This is a genomic window from Marinobacterium lutimaris (assembly GCF_900108065.1).
Classification (GTDB): domain Bacteria; phylum Pseudomonadota; class Gammaproteobacteria; order Pseudomonadales; family Balneatricaceae; genus Marinobacterium_D; species Marinobacterium_D lutimaris.
On record NZ_FNVQ01000001.1, the window covers coordinates 1,544,483 to 1,562,056 of the forward strand.

The window sequence follows — 17,574 nt, forward strand, 5'->3', positions numbered from 1 at the left end:
AGTCTTGATGCGACAGAGCCTTAGCACTCTGCTGTTTGTATTGAAAGGGATGTTTGTATTTGCCGCGCTGGCCCCAGCGGTCAGCGCGGATACTCTTACGCCCTTTCGCGCCAATTACACCGCCAGCCTCGACGCAGGGGTTGAACTAAACGCCAACGCCTACCGTGAACTGCGCCAGCAGGAAGACGGCAGCTGGGTGTTCGACTCCACCGCTGACGCCGTGGTCGCACGCCAGCACGAAGGCTCCCACTTTACCTACAGCAATAACGAGATTCAGCCGCTGGAATACCGCTACGAGCGCAAGCTCCTGGGGCGGGAACGGCTGGTGGATCTGAAGTTCAACTGGTCCGATAACCAGGTAACCACCACGGTGGAAGAGAAGCCCTGGCGGATGAAAATACCCGCCGGCACCCAGGACAAGCTCAGCTACCAGTTGCAGCTGCGGCTGGACCTGGCAGCGGGCAAAACGGATCTTGTCTACCAGGTCGCTGATGGTGGTTTGCTGTCGGAATATCACTTCCGCGTGATCGGTGAGGAGACGGTAGAAACGCCTGCGGGCAAGTTCAACGCGCTGAAAGTGGAGCGCGTGCGGGGTGAAGACGCCAAACGCACTACCCATCTCTGGTTTGCGCCGGAGCTGGAATACCTGATCGTAAAACTTTACCAGGTGGAGTCCGATGGCAAGGAATACGGGCTCCTGCTGAATCAACTGGAGAATGAATGAGCGCTTTTGAACAGGCCGCAGACCAGGCCTATAACCAGCTGACCCAAATGGAAACCGAAGCAGGCTTTGACGATAACGATAAACGCTTCTTCGCCAGCTACCTGCTTGGCCATCTGAGCCTGGTCGCCGCCGAGGGTGGCGACGACCTGGAAGCGCTGGACCGCGAGGTCAACGCCAGCCTGGATAAAGCGTTCAGCGTTGACCGTCTTTCCGATCAGGACAAGCTGGGCATCCGGTCGCTCTGGCAGGCGATTAACGCCGACATCGGCCGCGGGCTCTGAGCCCGGTCGACCACATCCACCAGCAGCACCCGGCGCTCATCCAGCGCCAGCGACAGCGTATGGCAGACCCGACCAGTCGATATATCGCTGTAGCTGGTTGAGCTCATCACCCGGGTGTTGTAATCGTCCGATCCCACCAGCTGATAGAAGTACGGACGCCAGCTCCAGTTGGCGCCGATCACCCGTTCATCCGCGCACCACTGCTCATCCTTGAACGACCAGTTCGGTGAAATCTGGTTGCCCTGGCGATCACAGATGTAGAACCGCAGAATGTCCGGGTCGGGGCGGAAACTGGACAGGTGGGTATCGCCACCAGCCAGCAGCAGTTCACGTAGCGCCATCAACTCAGACTTAAGCCCCTCATGATGAAACTGACGCCGGGCGGTTTCATCGATGGCCAGATCCAGATGGTTCTCCAGCAAACCCTTTACCTGCGCCTTGAAACACTCTCGCGGCGCCAGCTCTGCCTGGGCCGGCGAAAACAGAAAGCCCTGGATATGGCTCGCGTTACAGTGCAGCGCGAGGAAAAACTCATCCTCGGTCTCCACCCCTTCGAAGACCACCTTGCAGCCCATGCGCGCACCAAGGTCACCCACCATCTGCATCAGCGCGCGTTTTTGGTGCGTGATCTCGCCAGCGCTGAACATGCGGATATCCACCTTGATCACATCCGGCGTGAACGCCATAAGGCGATCAAGTTGCTGGAAGCCGGCACCAAAGTCGTCATAGGCAACACGCACCCCCGCCTTGCGGTAAAGCGTGGCCAGTTCACGAATGCGATCGATATCGCCGTTGATCTCGGTAATTTCGAGCAGTACCTGCTCCGGCTTAACACCGGCTTCGCGGATCATATCCAGGGTGGGCAGGTTCTCGAACGACTCCAGGGAGTCGATCCACTCAGGGGAAAGGTTCAGCGCCAGCACCTGGCCGGCTTCAGCCTTGGCGGCGAACATTTTCAGCGCCTGGACACGCAGGCTGCGATCAAGCTCCAGCCGCTGCTCCGGGGAGGAGCTGTTATCGGCTCTGAGCAGATGAGCGGCAGACACCACTTCGCCCTGCTCGTTATAGCGCCGGGCCAGCGCCTCGTATCCGATGATCGTCCCCGTAGCCACATCCACAACCGGCTGAAACCAGGGAAACACGTTATTAGATGTTATTGTTGAATTCGTATCTTTTTGCATAGCTACCTCAAATCATGCGCCTGCGCATTAAGCAAAGCCCGGGCCAGAGTCCTGCAGACAACCGTCAGACGGGAATATCGCTAAGCATCAATTCTAAAGGTAGCACCAGAGTTGTAGGTGGGAAGCGTCTTATTATCATCGGCCCAACAATTCAGCCGCCGCCCTATTCAGCCAGTGTTAGTTTGATCGAATCCCCCACCCTGGCGATGCCGCCGGCGACTGGTTCCTGGCTCAAAATCTCGGGATCGGCGTCTTCAGCCGGATCGGCATCAATCTCAAGTTCCAGCTCGTAAGCCTCCAGCAGCAGCCGTGCCTGCGACAGCTTTTTGCCTGTCAGTTCCGGCACCAGGCGCAGCTCGTCGACACCTTCCGGCGGCGGTATCGGCACGATGCGAAAGGTGAGCTTGGCACTGATATCAGCGCTGTAGCCGTATTGGTTGCTGTAACCTGCGTCCACCGGAGAAGCGTAAAGTTTCTGACTCAGATTCAAGCCACGAGCGCCCAACCGGGCCATCACAGCCGTTGGCGCCGAGCTCTTGCTTACCGCCTTGGCTGACGAAGCGCCGGCAGCACCCTGTCCGAGCTTCAGCGCCACCCGCACCTCACCCGTGGTATCGGGCAGCGTATAAAAGGTAGGGCGGTAACCGATTTCACGCAGCAGCTGCATTTTTGCATCATCACCATCGGCATACAGCTCAAGCACCGCCGCCAGCGAGCCCTCATCCAGAGCATGTTGGGCCGCGGCCACTCCTTCACCCACCGAGGCAATAACATCACCCAGAGGCGCCGCCACCACATCGTTCACCAGGTTGCGTATATTCTTCATCGCCCTAAGCCTCCTGATCAGACTGAATCGCCCGAGCCTTCACCAAACACCACCATCACCTCGCTTCCGTGCGGCAGCGCCCCACCGGCAGCCGGGTGCTGACCTATCGCCTGCCCCGGCACACCCTGCCCCGGCTTCAACTGCTGATGGGCGACACTCATGCGTAACCCAACCGAACGCAGCACCCGTCGCGCCGCCGATTCGGTCAACCCCTGAATGGCGGGCACGGGTACCTTCACCTCTTCGCCGGCGGTTTCCTCATTGATCAGCTCGGTGCTGATCACGCCCCCCTCGCCAAACACCAGGGACTTGCCATCCGCCGTTAACGCGCCGTGCAGATCCACTTTGATATTGCCGATACGGTAAGGCAGCTGCTGTTTCTGCATCTGCTTACGCGAAGCATCCAGTTTGCTGCCGAGCCCAAGCAGCATCCCCTCGATCTCCGCCGGCTGCTTCGTCCTGGCCTTGATCAGCTCCAACTCCCGGTTCAATGTCTGCCTTTCGACCTGGATAGAAGCCAGATCCCGCTCCAGCAGCGCGATACGCTTGTCGGCAGTGGCGATCTGCTCCACATAGAGAGTGTTCTCCCGGGTTTTGTCCATCAGGTCCGCGTTCAGCTCCAGCTCCCTGGCCTTAAGTACCTGTAGCTCTTTATTCTTCAATAGCTCCGCCTGAATCAGCGGCGTCGCGGTAATCTTCGGGTCCACCTCGGCGGCCAGATTGACGCCGGTGAACAGCTGCGGATTCGCGATGGCGACACGGTTCAGTGTCAGCCGGGAGGTCTGTGCCGGCACCGCTGCGGCGCCAGCCACAGTTTCACCGTTTTGTGCGAAGCGGGTTTGCGTGTGCTGCAGCGCATGGGCGGTTTCCTCAAGACGCTCGACCTTGCCAAAATCCAGATACAGCAACTGCGAACGGGGAACATAGGACATCAAGCCACCATGGGCGAGCACGCGGGGAGCGGGATTGCCCGCCTCCACCAGCCGCAGCGATGGCGCCAATGCTCCGCTGACCACACCCGCCGTCATCTGGATATTGCCTTTGGCATCGGTCTTGCCACTGGCCACCGCCAGCCAGGCATTTCGCTCCAGGTTAAAAGCTTCAAGCTTCAGCGTATGCCCCGACGCCGGCTTGCCCTCATCAGTAAACAGCTGGACCGTTGCGACCACCTTAGCCATCACGCTATCTCCTTGCCGATTACCACACGCAGACGCTCAGCGCCCAGTTCTGCCACCAGCACGATCACGGCCTTGGTCTGCAGCGCAGGCCCGAGCGTCACTTCGACTGCTGCCTCGCCGGCCTCATCGGTCTGCACCAACGCCCGCGCCAGCTGTACCGATGCCAGCTTGGGAGCGGCAACACCGGCCGCACTGGACAGACCTATCGAGGCTTCCCTGTCCAGGTTCAACTCGATTTCGGCGCCCTGCAGCAGTTGCCCGGCGCTGGTACTGGCCTGCAACACCAGGGTTCGTTTCGCGCCCTCGGACAGTACCTCAGCCTCAAGCCTGGGCACCGGCATCCCCTCGCCGGGGGGCACGGCAATGAATCGGCCGCTGATTCGGCTCGCTACCTCCCTTGAGCTTTTCTCCTGCTTCAGCGGCAGAAACTTGAGGCGGAAACCGCCGGCGGGAGTCGACTCCGACTTCAACTCAAAGCCGATCTCAAAATCCAGATGGGGAATGCGGTACTGCGGCATGGGCCTGCCATAGCTATCCAGCGGAGCCAGGGTGTTCAGCTCCTCCTGGGCCTCGCGCAGACTTTCGGCCATACCGGCGAGCAGGCTTTCCAGGGTATCTGCGATGAACTGTCCTTCGCTCATTCCAACAACCTCATACAGGTGACTTCATAGAGATGACTGCATACAGATAAGCAACAAGGTTCTATGTACCGGGCACTAGCCTTCAGTTTCTTCCCGTTGACGTTCACGGTGTTTCTCTCTGGCACGCTGCCGACGCTGCTCGTCGCGTTGTTCTTGCAGCATCGCATCACGTCGGCGCTCCAGCGCACGCTGGCGATTAGCCCGCATCCGCTCAAACAGATCGCCGGAGCCACCCCGCTCCAGCGACATTTGTTGTTCGCGGCGCTCGGCATAACCGGAGTACCTATCCATGGCGCCGGTGATCTTCCGCTGCCGACCGAGCCAGCCGGATTCGATCTGTTCCGCTGCCCGTTTCGGCCTGTCCATTACTGCGTTGACCCGATCCAATACGGCGCCGGCCTTGTCGATTTTGTCGCCATGGAGCGCCTTTCGCACTTCGCTTCGCTCCGCGTCCGATACCCCTTCGCTGGCAAGCTGGCGATCAAGATCACGCAACTGGGTGCGTGCACCGCTGACAGAGCGCTGCGCACTGTCGAGCGTATCGCTCAGCGGCCGCACCGCCTCCGCGCTCCTGGCCAGCGCACTGCGCGCTGCACCCAAGCCACTGCTGAACCGGTCGCCTATACCTCCAGCCAAACCACTACGCCCCGCCAGCCCTGCATCCATTCGTCCTTCCAACGGAGATGGACCCAACTGTCGTTCAGACCGACCGGTCCCACTGCGTTGCTGACCCGCGGCACGCTGGACCGCCCAGGCCTGCTCCTGCGCACGTCGTTCGGCAAAGCTGGCCACCGGGAAGCGTTGTCGCATCGCATCATCGGCGCTTTCTTCGCCGGTGACCTGCCGAAGTCTGGCTTCAAGCTCATTACGCTTCTCAAGTAAGCGGCCCAGCTCAGTACCCGGTGCGAGATTGGCGGCCTGTTCCAGGTTGCCCTGTGCGCCGGGCGTGATGGATGGCAGCCCGGGAAACAACGCCGCCGACGACTCCGTATCAGCAGCGGTGGCTTCCAGGTCTCGCCAGCTACGCCTGGGCATGATTCAGCCGTTATCCGCTTCGGCCTGGGTGGCGGCGATCATCGCGCGAATCCGTTCTTCGAGAATCGCCGGCGGCGGCACCGGGACCAACTTGGTGCGCAACAACGACGAGCCCTCGGCTGAGTACTGGTACTTGGAGGAATAACTCGCCGAAACTGAGCTGACGCTCATTTTGGCTGAGGCAGAGAAGAACCCCACCTTGCCGCTGACCGAAGCGTTTACCTGGGTAGACGAACGCTTGAAGTTGGTCTCCCGTGACATGGAGATCGAGAGCTTGAGTTCGATCAGCGTATCGACAAACTGGTAGAAGGTCGGTACGAAACCGAGCTCAAGCAGCGAGTACTCCTGACCATCGCCCAGCTTCACCAGTATGTTGCGCTCCGGCGGCTCCGCAGCCGGCGGCGACGGTTCCCCCTCTTCCGGCTCAGGATCCGGCGCGTAGCCCGCCATCATCCTGGCAATCTTCAGCGACACCAGATCGAGCTCGTACTGGGCCTCTGCGATACCCACCCCCAGCGCCCGCACCATCTCGGGGAAGGGGGTATTCTGCATTTCTGTGCCAATAGACATGGGCTTACCCTCTGCTTGGTAGCGAACAAAGGCTCAGGCGTCAGCTGTTGTCGGCCTCTTCAAGACTGGCATTACGCCGCGCCTCTTCAGTTTCCATAAACGAACGGATGCGATCCTCCAGCACTGCCGGTGGCGGCACGGGGACGATTTTTGTCCGCAGAATCGACGCGCCCTCCGCCGAGTAGGAGTACTTGCTCGAGTAGGTTGCATCGACCTGGCTGGTGGCTACCGAGCTGCTGCTACCACTGGAGCGGCTGGTCCCCCAGAAGGAGCGCTTGCGTTTATAGGCGTTGGCCTTGTCGGTTTTGGTGTCGCTGCGGGTACGGCTATATTCGCGCTCGCGGGTGATCTTGATGGCTATCTTCACCTCGATGATGGTATCGACGAACTGGTAGAAGGTCGGTGTAAAACCCAGCTCCATCATCGAATGCCGCACCGGCACGCGGATCTCCGCGTTTTCATCAAGCCCTTCGATCAGCGGCGCCAGCACCTCGGTAAGCTTGATGACGTCATCGCCGAGGGTGCCGCTGAGCGCATCGTCCACGGCGGCGTAGGCAACCGCCTCCTTAACGGTCATATATTCGTAGCCGAAGAAGACCCGGCTATCGTCAAAGCTGACCTTGCCTCTCTCGTCGTAAACCGTGGTCAGGCCGCCCATCATCTCGGCCACGTTGATGGAGTTTTCGTCGAGCTGGTACTGACCGTCGGCGATGGCAAAGGCCATCTGCCGGATCATGTCCCCCATAGGTACGTTAAGCAGTTCCTGTCCGATAGCCATCGTCGTTCTCCTTTAGATCTCTTGCTGATACTGCTGCTTGAGCAGCAGCAGAAACGTCTCCGGGGCCGGCAGTGAAACCAGGCGCGCCGCGATGGACGACATCCCCTCCGCCGACACGGAAAACTTGCGCGCATAGCCCACATCCACCGATGCCGCCGCCATGAAGATGCCGTAGTTGACGCCCGCCTGGACGCCCACATTGACCGAGGTTTCGGTGCTTTCGGTCATACTGAAACTGAGCTTCGCCTCCACCGTAGCTTCGGTGAAGGCATAGAAACTCGGTACAAACCCCAGCGACAGCAGGTTGTAGGTGTTGTTACCGATCTCCACCTCCGACTCGGCCAGCGACTGCGCGATGTCGATGGAGTTCTTGTCCAGCGCCAGCTGCGCCTGCGCCACGGCAACCCCGAGCTTTTCGATAATCTGGGGCAGCGGCGCCGACATCAGCGAGCGGGTGACCGCAGGTACCTCACTCATGACACTCCCTCCCTGCCAATCAGTCGTTCGGGGTCAAAAAGGATTTGATCGTCTCCAGAAACTCCGGCGGCGCCGGAATGGAGACAAGCCGCGCCGAGATCGCCGAATTGCCGCTCACGTTCATCTCGAACTGGCGCGAGTAGCGCACATCCAGCGAAGCGCCCACGGCCACCGCCCGGTTGCCCGTGTTCTGGCGCGTGAGGCTGGAAGACTCGGTGCGGGTAAAGCTGCGGGTAATGGTGATCCCCTCACTGCCGCTAAGCTGAATCGAACGCTGCTCTGACGAGATCAGCGTGAGGCGGAACGGTGTGCTCTTGCCGAAAACGGTGACCATATTGGCTTCGGCGGAAGCGCTGAAATCGACTCCGGCATTGGCATTGATCGCGTTCTTTAGGTTCTGCGCATAGGCAGAGGGACTGCCCGCGGCATGCCCTCCCGCCGAGGCGCCGGAGAGCAGGAAGTCGGTGCCATCGATGCTGACCTTTTTTCCACTGAGGGAGAGTGCTTGCGGACGATAGAGCCAAACGAAGCCGTTACCGCTGCTGCCTGGCGCCGTTTTGTCTGGCGCTATATCAACGATTGTCAGGCTCGCCGAGGTTGAATGCACGATCAGCAGATATGCGCTACGACCACGAATACGCACCTCCGCCTTGCGAAACGCCACATTGTCCGCCGGCCCGCCGGCAGCCTGGGCTGCAGCACGGCCCCGGGAGGCGGTGCGATGCACCTTGCCGGCTTCCATACCGTTGGCAAGCAGCACCCGGATCACCTCATCGGCACGCCGGTTACCCAGCTCGATATTGCTCTGGTCCGAGCCGGATTCAGACTGGTTCTGGTAACTCTGGGCGTCTGCAAACCCTTCAACATCGAGATCGTAGTTATGAGCGCGTGCGAAACTGGCCAGATCGCTCAGGCTCTGGAATACGCCGTCGTTATAGGTGGTGCCATCGACATCGAAGGTTTCAAGGTGATGGCGCCCTGTGCGGAAGTGAGTGGTATAGATGGGCGTCGAGGTGGGGAATATGCCGGCGTTATAACCCGCTGCACGAACCTGCGCCTCGACATGGTTAGCATAGGCCTCAAGCGACGCCTGCGCCGTTGTATTCACGGTCACGCTGCCATTGAAGACATAATCGGTCGCGCTGTTTGTATCGATCTGGATCAGGCAGCGATCAAAACCGCCGCCATTGAAGACCACGGTTTTGTCGGTCGTTTGAACCTTCTCCGCATCCGCATCGGTGGTGATCACGAAACTGCGCTCGCCCGGCTCATAAAGAAGGCGCGGCACCCCCGCTTCGGCGTCGTTCATTACTGCATCCTGAAGCGCACGGATGCGAGTCAGCGGATCATCCCCACTGAGGTTAAACGAGCGCCCACCGATGCTCAGCGCACCGGTGCTGGCGGACTCGATGCTGACCTCAGCGGTGCGCTCCCGCGTGGCAGTAGTGGTACCACTTTCGGTGCTTTCACTGCTGTCCGACTGGTTGGAGTTACTGGTCTGGTTGTCGCTGTAGGAGCCATTCAGATTAAGGCCGACACTGAGGTCTTTTTCCACCCTCAGGCTCAGCTGCAGCGAACAGCTGATATCGGCATGCTGATAGTGGTAAAACGCCGGTGACAGCCCCAGATCCAGCAACGTTTTGCCACCCAGGGATTCCCGCGGGACCAGAAACTCGCCGATCTGGTCCACCGAATTTTCGTCCAGCGCCTGCTGCGCTTCGGCTATCGACAACCCCAGCGTCTTGATAAATTCGGCAACGCTGGCGTCGGCCAGCACCTGCCCAGGGGTCAATCCATCGTAATCGGCCATTGCTCTGCTCCCGACCGCCAGTGGGCGGCGTCAGTCCGAGATATTGAAGGGGTTCACCCCTCGGTGATGCTTGCTCCCCTGATCGGCGGTCAAGGGTCGTGCCCGGCGGGCATCAACCTGCTCAGCCCGGACGGTAAAATATTGGTGCTTGCGCTGCGCGGCAGTGAGTCGCGCCACATCCGGCACCATGCCGCGGCGCAGCCAGCCATAAACCTGTTCGGTCAGTGCCAGCCTTTCACTGCCAGCCAGGGTACGCGCCTTCTCGAGGCAGGCGATGGCCGCCTCACTCTCTCCCTGCTTGGCGTAGATCAGCCCCAGGCGTTCCAGGATGCTGGCGTGATCTCTGCCGTGCAGCTGGCTGGGGGCTTGCTTCTGACTGCTGATCTGCTCGTAGTAGGCGTCGGCCTTCTCGCAATACTCGATCACTTCCTGAAACTGACCGGTGAGCTCCAGGCTCTCCAGCACACACTGGCAGTAGTGACGGAAAAACACCTCAGGCGCTGACGCAGACACCGCCAGCCGCATCGCTTCGCGGTAATGGCGCAACGCCTCGCGATGATCTCCCTTCAGGGCGAAACACTTGCCCGCCTCGGCGACGCCCAGATGATAGGCATGGGCTTCCGCCGCCGCGGCCTGATGGTTCTGATTCATGCGGCCACCTCCACCAGCTCCACCTCTGTACCTGCAGCCTTGAGCGCGCTGCGAATAATGCGTGCCTGCAGCTCGGGAAAGCTGCAAGGTAGAGAAAAAGGCAGCTCCGGCAGGGAGTTCTGCCCCGGATCGAGCAGCCCCAGACTGCTCAAGGTGCTGTGCAGCCGCGCCGGTTGTGAGGTACGCGTTATTCTCAGCCCCAGATGCATAAAGCTGATCAGGTCCGCACGTACATTGAGTCCAGCGGCACAACAGGCCTCCATGGCCGCTTCGAGCTGCGCCGCCGGCAGCGCTTCGATCAGCGTAATCGGCGTTGCCGCGAACACCTTATCGATCAGCCCTGGCGGGATACCGGCCAGCTCGGTCAGTAACCTTCGAGCCGGTTCGGTCGCTCCACTGCCGGAGTCGACCAGCACCAGGTCATAGCGCAGAAAGTCACGATTGATCACACGTAGGGAGTTTGACCTGTGGAACACGGACCAGAGCTCGTCGGCTTGCTGCTTACCGAGGTTCATCAGCACGCAGCCCTGCTCTGCCTGCAGCGCGTAGCCCCTGCGCCTAAGCTCGGCACAGGTGCGCCGGGCCTGATCCGCCGATTCAGCCGCAAGAAACAGATCGTAGGTCGCCTGCTTTGGATTAGAAGCGATCAGCTCAATCCCCTCTCCCAGCCGTTGGCGCAGCGCCTGAAGCGTGGCGTCGCTGACGCTCCCGAGCACCACTCCGGGCGGCGTGCTCAGCAGGCGGGAGGCATCCGCCTCGCTGGCGCCGATAAAGCCAGCCAGCTCAGCGGCAACGCGATCAAATTGGTCGACATCGGTGAGGTAGGCGGCGATATCCAGGTATTCGCTGGGGACGGGTAACTTGTCCGCGATGGACTCGATCGCCGTTTCGTATCCGAGGGATTCCAGCAGCGTCTGCATCTGCTCGGCTATTTCCCTCGGGATCTGGTCCACCAGAACGGAAGGGGCACGGTAAAAGGCATCCAGCACCGTCTGTACCGAGACATTGAGCCCAACCGCAATGGAGCGTGCCGTGGCGGGCGAGGCGGTGCCGATGGAGGTGACAACAAGGCGATAGTCGCCGCTTGGCGCCTCAGGCTGGAACCGGACTGCGGATTCCTGCATGAACCAACTCCTTGTCCAGAGTTATTATTTTTTTCGCTTGTCCGTGACGGTTTTATGACCTGATAAATTCGCGCAAAAGAACGATCACCGCAGCGCTCAGGCTGATTCCATCAGCGGGCAAAGGAAGAAAAGCAGCAGATCCAGGAAAGGTCAAACGACCGTTTTACTGTTTTTAAGCGGTGTCTTAAATAGGCCACAAATCTATATTAAAACGAATTCATCTTGGTTATTAAATTCGTACCTAATAGATAACATCCGTTTTAAGTAGTATTAATCCAGGCCAAAAAAATGCATATCCCCGCTGTAAATAGCGGGGATCGATAGAAAGAAAGAGGTAAAAAAACCAACGATACGACTATGAAAAATTCTAATTCAACATATCTTGAACATTTAGAGTAACTTGGCCACCTCGATTAGAGTAACTTGGCCACCTCGAAATGCATGCCATCGGGCCGTCCCTTAAAGTGACCACCCCAGAAAAAGCCAAACTGATTTGCGATCGCCACCAGCTCACGGACCGATCCTTCCCGCCCCATGGCAACGGGAATGGCGCCCAGCGGATTCCAGCGGGCATTGATATCGAACGCGCTACCAAAGGCATGATTACTGAGCGTGGTGCGACTGCCGCGAATAAAACGGGCATTAAAGCTGCCATCGTAGGTCAGGACTGTGCGCAATACCCCGGCATCTTCCCAGGCGGCCCACATCGCTTTCAGTTGCTCCACTGCGAGTCGATGAAACCGCATCCGGCCGCTGCTGCGTTTACCGAAAACCGAAATACCCTCAAGCTGTGGAATATAAACGGTTACGATATTCTGCTTTTCCCAGTCGCCGATAATATTGATCGCTTCCCGATTTCCAGGCCTGGGATCCGGCTCGAAATCGAACTCTCCAAACAGGCGTATGCGGGTAGCTGCAGTCGCGGGTTTTAATACCGCGTTGCCCGGTAAAAGATCCTCGGCATCGCCCTGATCCGGATCACTGAAACCCGCGTCAAAGCCAAGAAGAATCGCCTTACCAATGGTTTGAGGCCCAACGATACCGTCGGCAGAAAGGCCCTGTGAGCGCTGGAACGCTTTGCTCGCTTCTTCGGTACGCGGACCAAAATCGCCATCGACCGCAAAGTGCAGAAACCTCAACCCGACTAGAAAAGTCTGCCAGCGCTCTACAAACTTGCCCTGACTACCGCGACGCAGGATCTGGATAGACATACTGTCCCCCTCCTTGAGATACGGTGAGTGATGCAGCGACTTACCCATTCAGTCTATAAGGGTAAATCCTGAGGCGTTTCAGTATAGACAAGAATCATTGACTGGCACTTTGGCCTTTAAACGCTGCCGGTCAGCGTTGCGACAATCCGGCGGGCACCGGCATGATCACGATGCTCACAGAGGTACATGCCCTGCCAGGTACCCAGCGCCAGCCGCCCGCGGCTGACCGGAATAGTCAAAGCGGGTCCAAGAATACTGCTTTTGATATGCGCGGGCATATCGTCCGGCCCTTCATAGTCGTGACGATAAAGCCCCGGCTGCTCCGGCACCGCGCGGGTGAAGTGACTTTCAAAGTCCTGACGTACCGTAGGGTCGGCGTTCTCGTTGATGGTCAGCGATGCAGAGGTGTGCTGAAGAAAGAGATGCAGCAGGCCGCAATCGAGCCGCCCGAGCTGTACACTCAGCTCGCGCTCGATCTCATCGGTAATCAGATGAAAACCCCGACGCCTGGCCTTGAGGGTCAGAACCTGCTGGTACCAAAGGGTTTCGGCCATGCTGTTCTCCTGTTACGAAGCTGGAATGAGGCCATTATCCGCACCTGACCGGCGCTGACAACGTCAGGACTCCAGATCGCTCCAGAACGCGATACTGCCGGGGATATGGTGCTTGGCCCAGTACATCGCTTCATCGGCATGTTTGAGCAGGGTTTCGGCGCTGTCACCATCCTCAGGAAAACTGACCACGCCGATACTGGCTCCGACCTGCATCTCCCTGCCTTCGATAAAGTAGGGTTTGGTGATCTCCTGGTGCAGGTTGAAGACCAGCTTTTCACACACCGAACGTACCGGAATATCGGTCAAAATCAGGGTGAATTCGTCACCACCGCGCCGCGATACCGTATCGGTGCTGCGCAGCGAGTTGTTCAGCCTGGCCGCAAACTGACGTAACAGCTGGTCGCCCACATCGTGGCCATATTTATCGTTGATCGGTTTGAACTGGTCCAGGTCGATAAACAGCACCGCCAGGCGGCTATCCAGTCGACGGCAGTGGTTGAGTTCCAGCTTCAGACGGTCATCGAACAGCAGCCGGTTAGGCAACCCGGTCAATTGATCGTGATAAGCCAGGATCGAAAGGCGGTCGTGGGTTCGTTTCTGCTCGGTCACATCATTGATGGTGTAGACCTCAACCGGCTTACCGGCCAGCTGCGCCAGGCTCACATCGACCGAGCAGTAGTAGCTTTTGCCATCCCGGTTGACCGCAATCATCTCTTTACCGCTGCGACGTAGAACCTGCTGCACCGGGCGCGACAGCAGCTCCGACTCGCTATAGCCACAGAGCAGCTCCATCGCCTCATTGGCACGGATGATCTGCTGACCGCGATCGACCACCAGAATGCCTGAAGCAACCCGATCGATAACACTGTCGATCAGATCCCTTTCCTGGTGGGCACGCTGCATACGCACCAGGTAGATGGTGATCGCCACGCAGAAGTTAAGCAGCGCCAACAGGAAAGCGATCCCCTGGAACAGGCGGATTTGCGACGCTTCATGGCTGGTATTCTGCTGCAGTTCGAAGGTGAGCCGGTTCATCAGCTCAAGCAGATCATCGTTCCGATCCTGCGCCAGCGCCACGGCGTTCTTAAGCGCCTCTTCACCGGGCTCATAGAGCAGTTCAACCATGGCGCCGCGATAGGGAAGCCAGATTCTCTGCGCATCCTCAACCAGAGCTTTCGGCTCCTCCCTGTCGAGCGGTTCCAGGTAGATCTCTTTACCGAGGCCGTCACGGGTGAGACCTCCCCCGTCAAAAGCCAACAGGGTGCGGTCAAACAGGCTAAAGGTGTGTTCCAGCCGCTGTTTCAGCTCGGCGGAATCCTGCTCCGTCTGTTGTGGACTCTCGATTTCGAGCAGTGTTTTTACCATCTGCTGCGACAGCATCCGTTGCCGTCCAGCAAGGTTGATATAAACGGTTTGAGATTCAATCCGGTAAGTTAACCAGATATTCAGTGCCAGGGCGGTGAAATCGAACACAAGAAACAACACGACAGCCGCAAGCGCCAGACGTGTACTCAGACATCTGTTCAGCCCACCTAACCACTGCACGACCCGCTGTAAAATCCCTTTCATACGGCGTCTGCCCGGGTTGGATAGAAAATCAATGATGAACTGTCACTCCTTGACGGTTCATCAAGAACAACTGTAGGTCTACCCTCAAAGCAAACCTCATACCAATATTTTTTTGGAATTGATCAGCAGAAGCTGCGATACCGCTTTTTCTACCGTGCGTTCAAATTAGGGATTGTAGACGCTTAAAGCCCGGATGAAGAGAGAAACCTAGCTGCTTTTCCAACTGTTTTAGCCTGGACTTGATCTGGCTGTTACTCAGCTGGCTTGGCTTTTTGCCGGCAAACAGCACCCAGTTGCCATCGCTGGTACGCACGCTGTAAAGCTCTGTGAACCAGGTGGATAGCAGGTTGGGCAGCTCGCTGCTTTCATGTTCGCGCCAGCAGTTGAGCACCAGCCAGCCGTCGGCCTTGATCAGATCTGCGCAGCGCTCGATAAAGTCCGGATCGAGCTGCATCTCATCCATGCCATCCGATCCGTAAAGATCACTGAACAGAATGTCGACGCCGGATACCTCCGGCGCCCCGAGATAGACTTTGGCATCCATCTCATGCAGCACCAGCCGCTTGCTGCGCGGCAGCTGGAAAAAGCGTCGCGCCGCCTCAATCACGGCGGGGCGCAACTCAACCACCTCCTGCTTGATGCCGGGAAAGCGGTTATGCAGGCAGGTGTTGAGGCTGCCGGCGCCCAACCCCAGGGTTAGCACCCGGCGCGGCTCGTTGAATATCAGCGCCAGCAGCATCGCACGGGTGTACTCGTGCTGCAGGTCGGTAACATCGGTTTTCAGTACGCAGCTCTGCTCATCGTCATCGCCGAAGCTCAGGATGCGGCGGTTGCCGTCATCAAGCACACGGACAACGCCGTACTGATCATATTCACGGAAGATTTCTCGGGCTGAAGCGGTCATTACAGGATCAGTTTTCCTTGTAAGGCTGGCGTTCGCCACCAGCCTCTTGCGGGGATACCAGGTCTTCGATGGAATGGAGGCTAAGGTCGGTCAGTGATGGGAAAAGATCCTCCAGCACCAGAGATATGCGCGCGAAGGTATCTTTAAGATCGATAAACGCATCGACCACATCGGGATCAAAATGTGTGCCGCGACCGGCAGAGATCACCTCGACCGCGGAATCGTGGCCCAATGCATCCTTGTAAGGGCGGCGCGAGGAGATAGCGTCGTAGACATCGGCCACGGACATCAGGCGTGCGGCTACCGGGATCTGTTCGCCCTTGAGCCCCTGGGGATAGCCTGCGCCATCCCAGCGCTCGTGGTGACTCAAGGTGACCTGTTGCCCCACCTTGAGAAACCGCGCTGCGCGCTCGCCCAGTGAACGCTCCATCAGTTGTTCAGCTGTGTGCATCGCCTGGTATCCAAACCAGGCATGCTGTTTCATCACCTCGAACTCTTCCGGCGTTAAGGGCCCCGGCTTTTGCAGAATGGCATCGGGAATCGCCACCTTGCCGATATCGTGCAGCGCCGCGGTCTTGTAGAGCAGTTCGATGGTGTCTGAATCCAGCTCTTCGCTAAACCTGGGGTGGTGACGCAGATGCTCGGCCAGCGCTTTGACATAGTGCTGGGTTCGCAGAATGTGGTTACCGGTGGAGTGATCGCGGACTCGCGCTACCGAGGCCAGGCAGAGAATCGCCGCATCCTGAACCACCGAGAGCTCAGTCATTACATGCGCCATGGCATCGCTCTGCTCGTCATAACGCTGCTGCAACTCACTCAATTTGAAATGACTGCGCAGTTTAGCTTCGACAACCGGCGCCAGAAACGGCGCGGCAAGATAGTCGTCACAGCCCAGTTCCAGCGCCGATAAGCGGGCCTCGGGAGTCGCCTGACGATTCAGCATCAGTACCGGTAATGAGCGCTCCTTGGCCTCACTGACAACGGCGCGGCAGTTGAGCTCGCCGAGATATCCAGCGGCGGCGTCATCGAGCAATACCGCGTCAAAACCTCCGCTTTTCAGCCGCATCTGCACCTCTTCGGGAAGTGTCAGTACCTCCAGGGCATATGCGGGGTCTAGAACCTTGATGAAGCCTTCGAGGATAGCCTCATCTGCGGAGAGGTAGATCAGTTTTGCCATCAGCATTCCTTGATCCGATGAACAGTCGGGCTGGGGACGTCGCAATTCATATACACCATTACAGCAATGACCGACATCTTACCACAACCCTTATAACAACCATTTAACGTCGCAGGGCTCTACCGAGCAGACTGAAATAGTCGGCGAAAGCCTGCCCTATCAGATCTCTCTCGGCGCCACGCGGATAAACACCGGCCTTGGCCTCGGGAGATTCCTTGGTGCCTTTCACCAGGAAGTGATTCTTCAGCCTTGCATCCTGAATCCAGGATTCGAAGGCACGGGCGCACACCTCTTCCGGCAAACTGAAGTAGAGATGCCCCTGGGCCCGATCCACCTTCATCGACCGCTTCACCAGGTCACTGGGAGCGCTGCCGTCAGCGTTAAGCATGATCGCGTTATAGCAGGCGAAGAGCCGCTGGTTCAGTGGATGCTCGATCTGTTCTTCATCGTGCAGCCAGGCACGAGAGCCAAACACCGAGGGGGAAAGTGCATTGAACGCCTGGCCGGCGATGTAATGATCGAAGGCATGAAACCACTCATGGGCAATACTGCCCGGGCCGGCGTTTTTAGCCAGTGCAAAGGTGTGCTGCGCCGCATCGTAATGCGCAGCGACGCCCGGACGGCCCCCGGTGCCGTAATGCAGCGCCAATGAGCCGCGCAGGGAGATAACAACCTCCGGCACCTGAAGAATCTGCATCAGATCGCAGAGCGCTGCATGAAACTGGGGCGCCACACTCGCCTGCTCCGCCTTGGTTACCCAGCGGCCGATCCGGATACTGCGGAAATCGAACTGGCGCCGGATCGCGGCAAAGTCGGAATTTTCCAGCTCGGCGTAGATCGGGCCGTTGCGGTAAAACTGCCTTTCGCGGATAGAACTCATCGA

At 58.6% G+C, this 17,574-nt stretch carries 19 protein-coding genes; 2 read left to right on the forward strand and 17 right to left on the reverse strand.

Annotated features, from left to right (window positions below; genetic code table 11):
• Positions 1-7 precede the first annotated feature (7 nt).
• Both C4S72_RS06890 and C4S72_RS06895 read left to right on the forward strand, forming a co-directional pair.
• Entirely contained in the window at positions 8-724 is a 717-nt protein-coding gene (locus C4S72_RS06890; RefSeq protein WP_104002288.1) for a DUF3108 domain-containing protein, read from the forward strand.
• A complete protein-coding gene (locus tag C4S72_RS06895; protein ID WP_104002289.1) occupies positions 721-1,005 on the forward strand; it encodes a YfcL family protein in 285 nt (94 codons plus the stop codon). Before C4S72_RS06890 ends, C4S72_RS06895 begins: the two co-directional genes overlap by 4 nt.
• Here the strand turns inward: C4S72_RS06895 and C4S72_RS06900 are convergent.
• The 17 genes from C4S72_RS06900 to C4S72_RS06980 all read right to left on the reverse strand — a co-directional run bounded on the left by C4S72_RS06900 (position 939) and on the right by C4S72_RS06980 (position 17,571).
• Positions 939-2,186 (reverse strand): EAL domain-containing protein, encoded by a 1,248-nt coding sequence (locus C4S72_RS06900; RefSeq protein ID WP_104002290.1) that lies wholly within the window; start codon positions 2,184-2,186, stop codon positions 939-941. The two genes, C4S72_RS06895 and C4S72_RS06900, sit on opposite strands and share 67 nt — an antisense overlap.
• Before the next feature lie 163 nt (positions 2,187-2,349).
• The gene (locus tag C4S72_RS06905) at positions 2,350-3,012 is read right to left on the reverse strand and encodes a PASTA domain-containing protein (protein ID WP_104002291.1); all 663 of its coding nucleotides are present in this window, start codon (positions 3,010-3,012) and stop codon (positions 2,350-2,352) included.
• Between the two features lie 17 nt (positions 3,013-3,029).
• Positions 3,030-4,190, reverse strand: coding sequence for a PASTA domain-containing protein (locus C4S72_RS06910; RefSeq protein ID WP_104002292.1), 1,161 nt, complete (start codon positions 4,188-4,190; stop codon positions 3,030-3,032).
• A complete protein-coding gene (locus C4S72_RS06915; protein WP_104002293.1) occupies positions 4,190-4,831 on the reverse strand; it encodes a hypothetical protein in 642 nt (213 codons plus the stop codon). The genes C4S72_RS06910 and C4S72_RS06915 overlap by 1 nt, the downstream gene beginning before the upstream one ends.
• A 75-nt stretch (positions 4,832-4,906) precedes the next feature.
• Positions 4,907-5,866: a hypothetical protein gene (locus C4S72_RS06920; protein WP_104002294.1), complete on the reverse strand. Its 960-nt coding sequence runs from the start codon at positions 5,864-5,866 to the stop codon at positions 4,907-4,909.
• Positions 5,867-5,869: 3 nt separating this feature from the next.
• Complete coding sequence (locus C4S72_RS06925; RefSeq protein ID WP_104002295.1) at positions 5,870-6,436, reverse strand: hypothetical protein; 567 nt, start codon at positions 6,434-6,436, stop codon at positions 5,870-5,872.
• Between the two features lie 40 nt (positions 6,437-6,476).
• The gene (locus C4S72_RS06930; RefSeq protein ID WP_200826681.1) at positions 6,477-7,214 is read right to left on the reverse strand and encodes a hypothetical protein; all 738 of its coding nucleotides are present in this window, start codon (positions 7,212-7,214) and stop codon (positions 6,477-6,479) included.
• Between the two features lie 12 nt (positions 7,215-7,226).
• Positions 7,227-7,691: a hypothetical protein gene (locus tag C4S72_RS06935; protein ID WP_104002296.1), complete on the reverse strand. Its 465-nt coding sequence runs from the start codon at positions 7,689-7,691 to the stop codon at positions 7,227-7,229.
• A 19-nt stretch (positions 7,692-7,710) separates the two neighbouring features.
• Positions 7,711-9,501 carry an OmpA family protein gene (locus tag C4S72_RS06940; RefSeq protein ID WP_104002297.1) on the reverse strand — a complete coding sequence of 597 codons (1,791 nt, stop codon included), beginning with the start codon at positions 9,499-9,501 and terminating at the stop codon, positions 7,711-7,713.
• A 30-nt stretch (positions 9,502-9,531) separates the two neighbouring features.
• Positions 9,532-10,152: a tetratricopeptide repeat protein gene (locus tag C4S72_RS06945; protein ID WP_104002298.1), complete on the reverse strand. Its 621-nt coding sequence runs from the start codon at positions 10,150-10,152 to the stop codon at positions 9,532-9,534.
• The gene (locus C4S72_RS06950) at positions 10,149-11,276 is read right to left on the reverse strand and encodes a pectate lyase (protein WP_104002299.1); all 1,128 of its coding nucleotides are present in this window, start codon (positions 11,274-11,276) and stop codon (positions 10,149-10,151) included. The genes C4S72_RS06945 and C4S72_RS06950 overlap by 4 nt, the downstream gene beginning before the upstream one ends.
• A 413-nt stretch (positions 11,277-11,689) precedes the next feature.
• A complete protein-coding gene (locus C4S72_RS06955; RefSeq protein WP_200826682.1) occupies positions 11,690-12,487 on the reverse strand; it encodes a M15 family metallopeptidase in 798 nt (265 codons plus the stop codon).
• A gap of 116 nt (positions 12,488-12,603) precedes the next feature.
• Positions 12,604-13,041, reverse strand: coding sequence for a secondary thiamine-phosphate synthase enzyme YjbQ (locus tag C4S72_RS06960; RefSeq protein ID WP_104002301.1), 438 nt, complete (start codon positions 13,039-13,041; stop codon positions 12,604-12,606).
• A gap of 63 nt (positions 13,042-13,104) precedes the next feature.
• Complete coding sequence (locus C4S72_RS06965; RefSeq protein ID WP_104002302.1) at positions 13,105-14,610, reverse strand: diguanylate cyclase domain-containing protein; 1,506 nt, start codon at positions 14,608-14,610, stop codon at positions 13,105-13,107.
• A gap of 160 nt (positions 14,611-14,770) precedes the next feature.
• Positions 14,771-15,514, reverse strand: coding sequence for a spermidine synthase (locus C4S72_RS06970; protein WP_104002303.1), 744 nt, complete (start codon positions 15,512-15,514; stop codon positions 14,771-14,773).
• 7 nt (positions 15,515-15,521) lie between these two features.
• A complete protein-coding gene (locus C4S72_RS06975) occupies positions 15,522-16,691 on the reverse strand; it encodes an HD-GYP domain-containing protein (RefSeq protein ID WP_200826683.1) in 1,170 nt (389 codons plus the stop codon).
• A gap of 103 nt (positions 16,692-16,794) precedes the next feature.
• Entirely contained in the window at positions 16,795-17,571 is a 777-nt protein-coding gene (locus C4S72_RS06980) for a CLCA_X family protein (protein ID WP_104002305.1), read from the reverse strand.
• Positions 17,572-17,574: the final 3 nt, after the last annotated feature.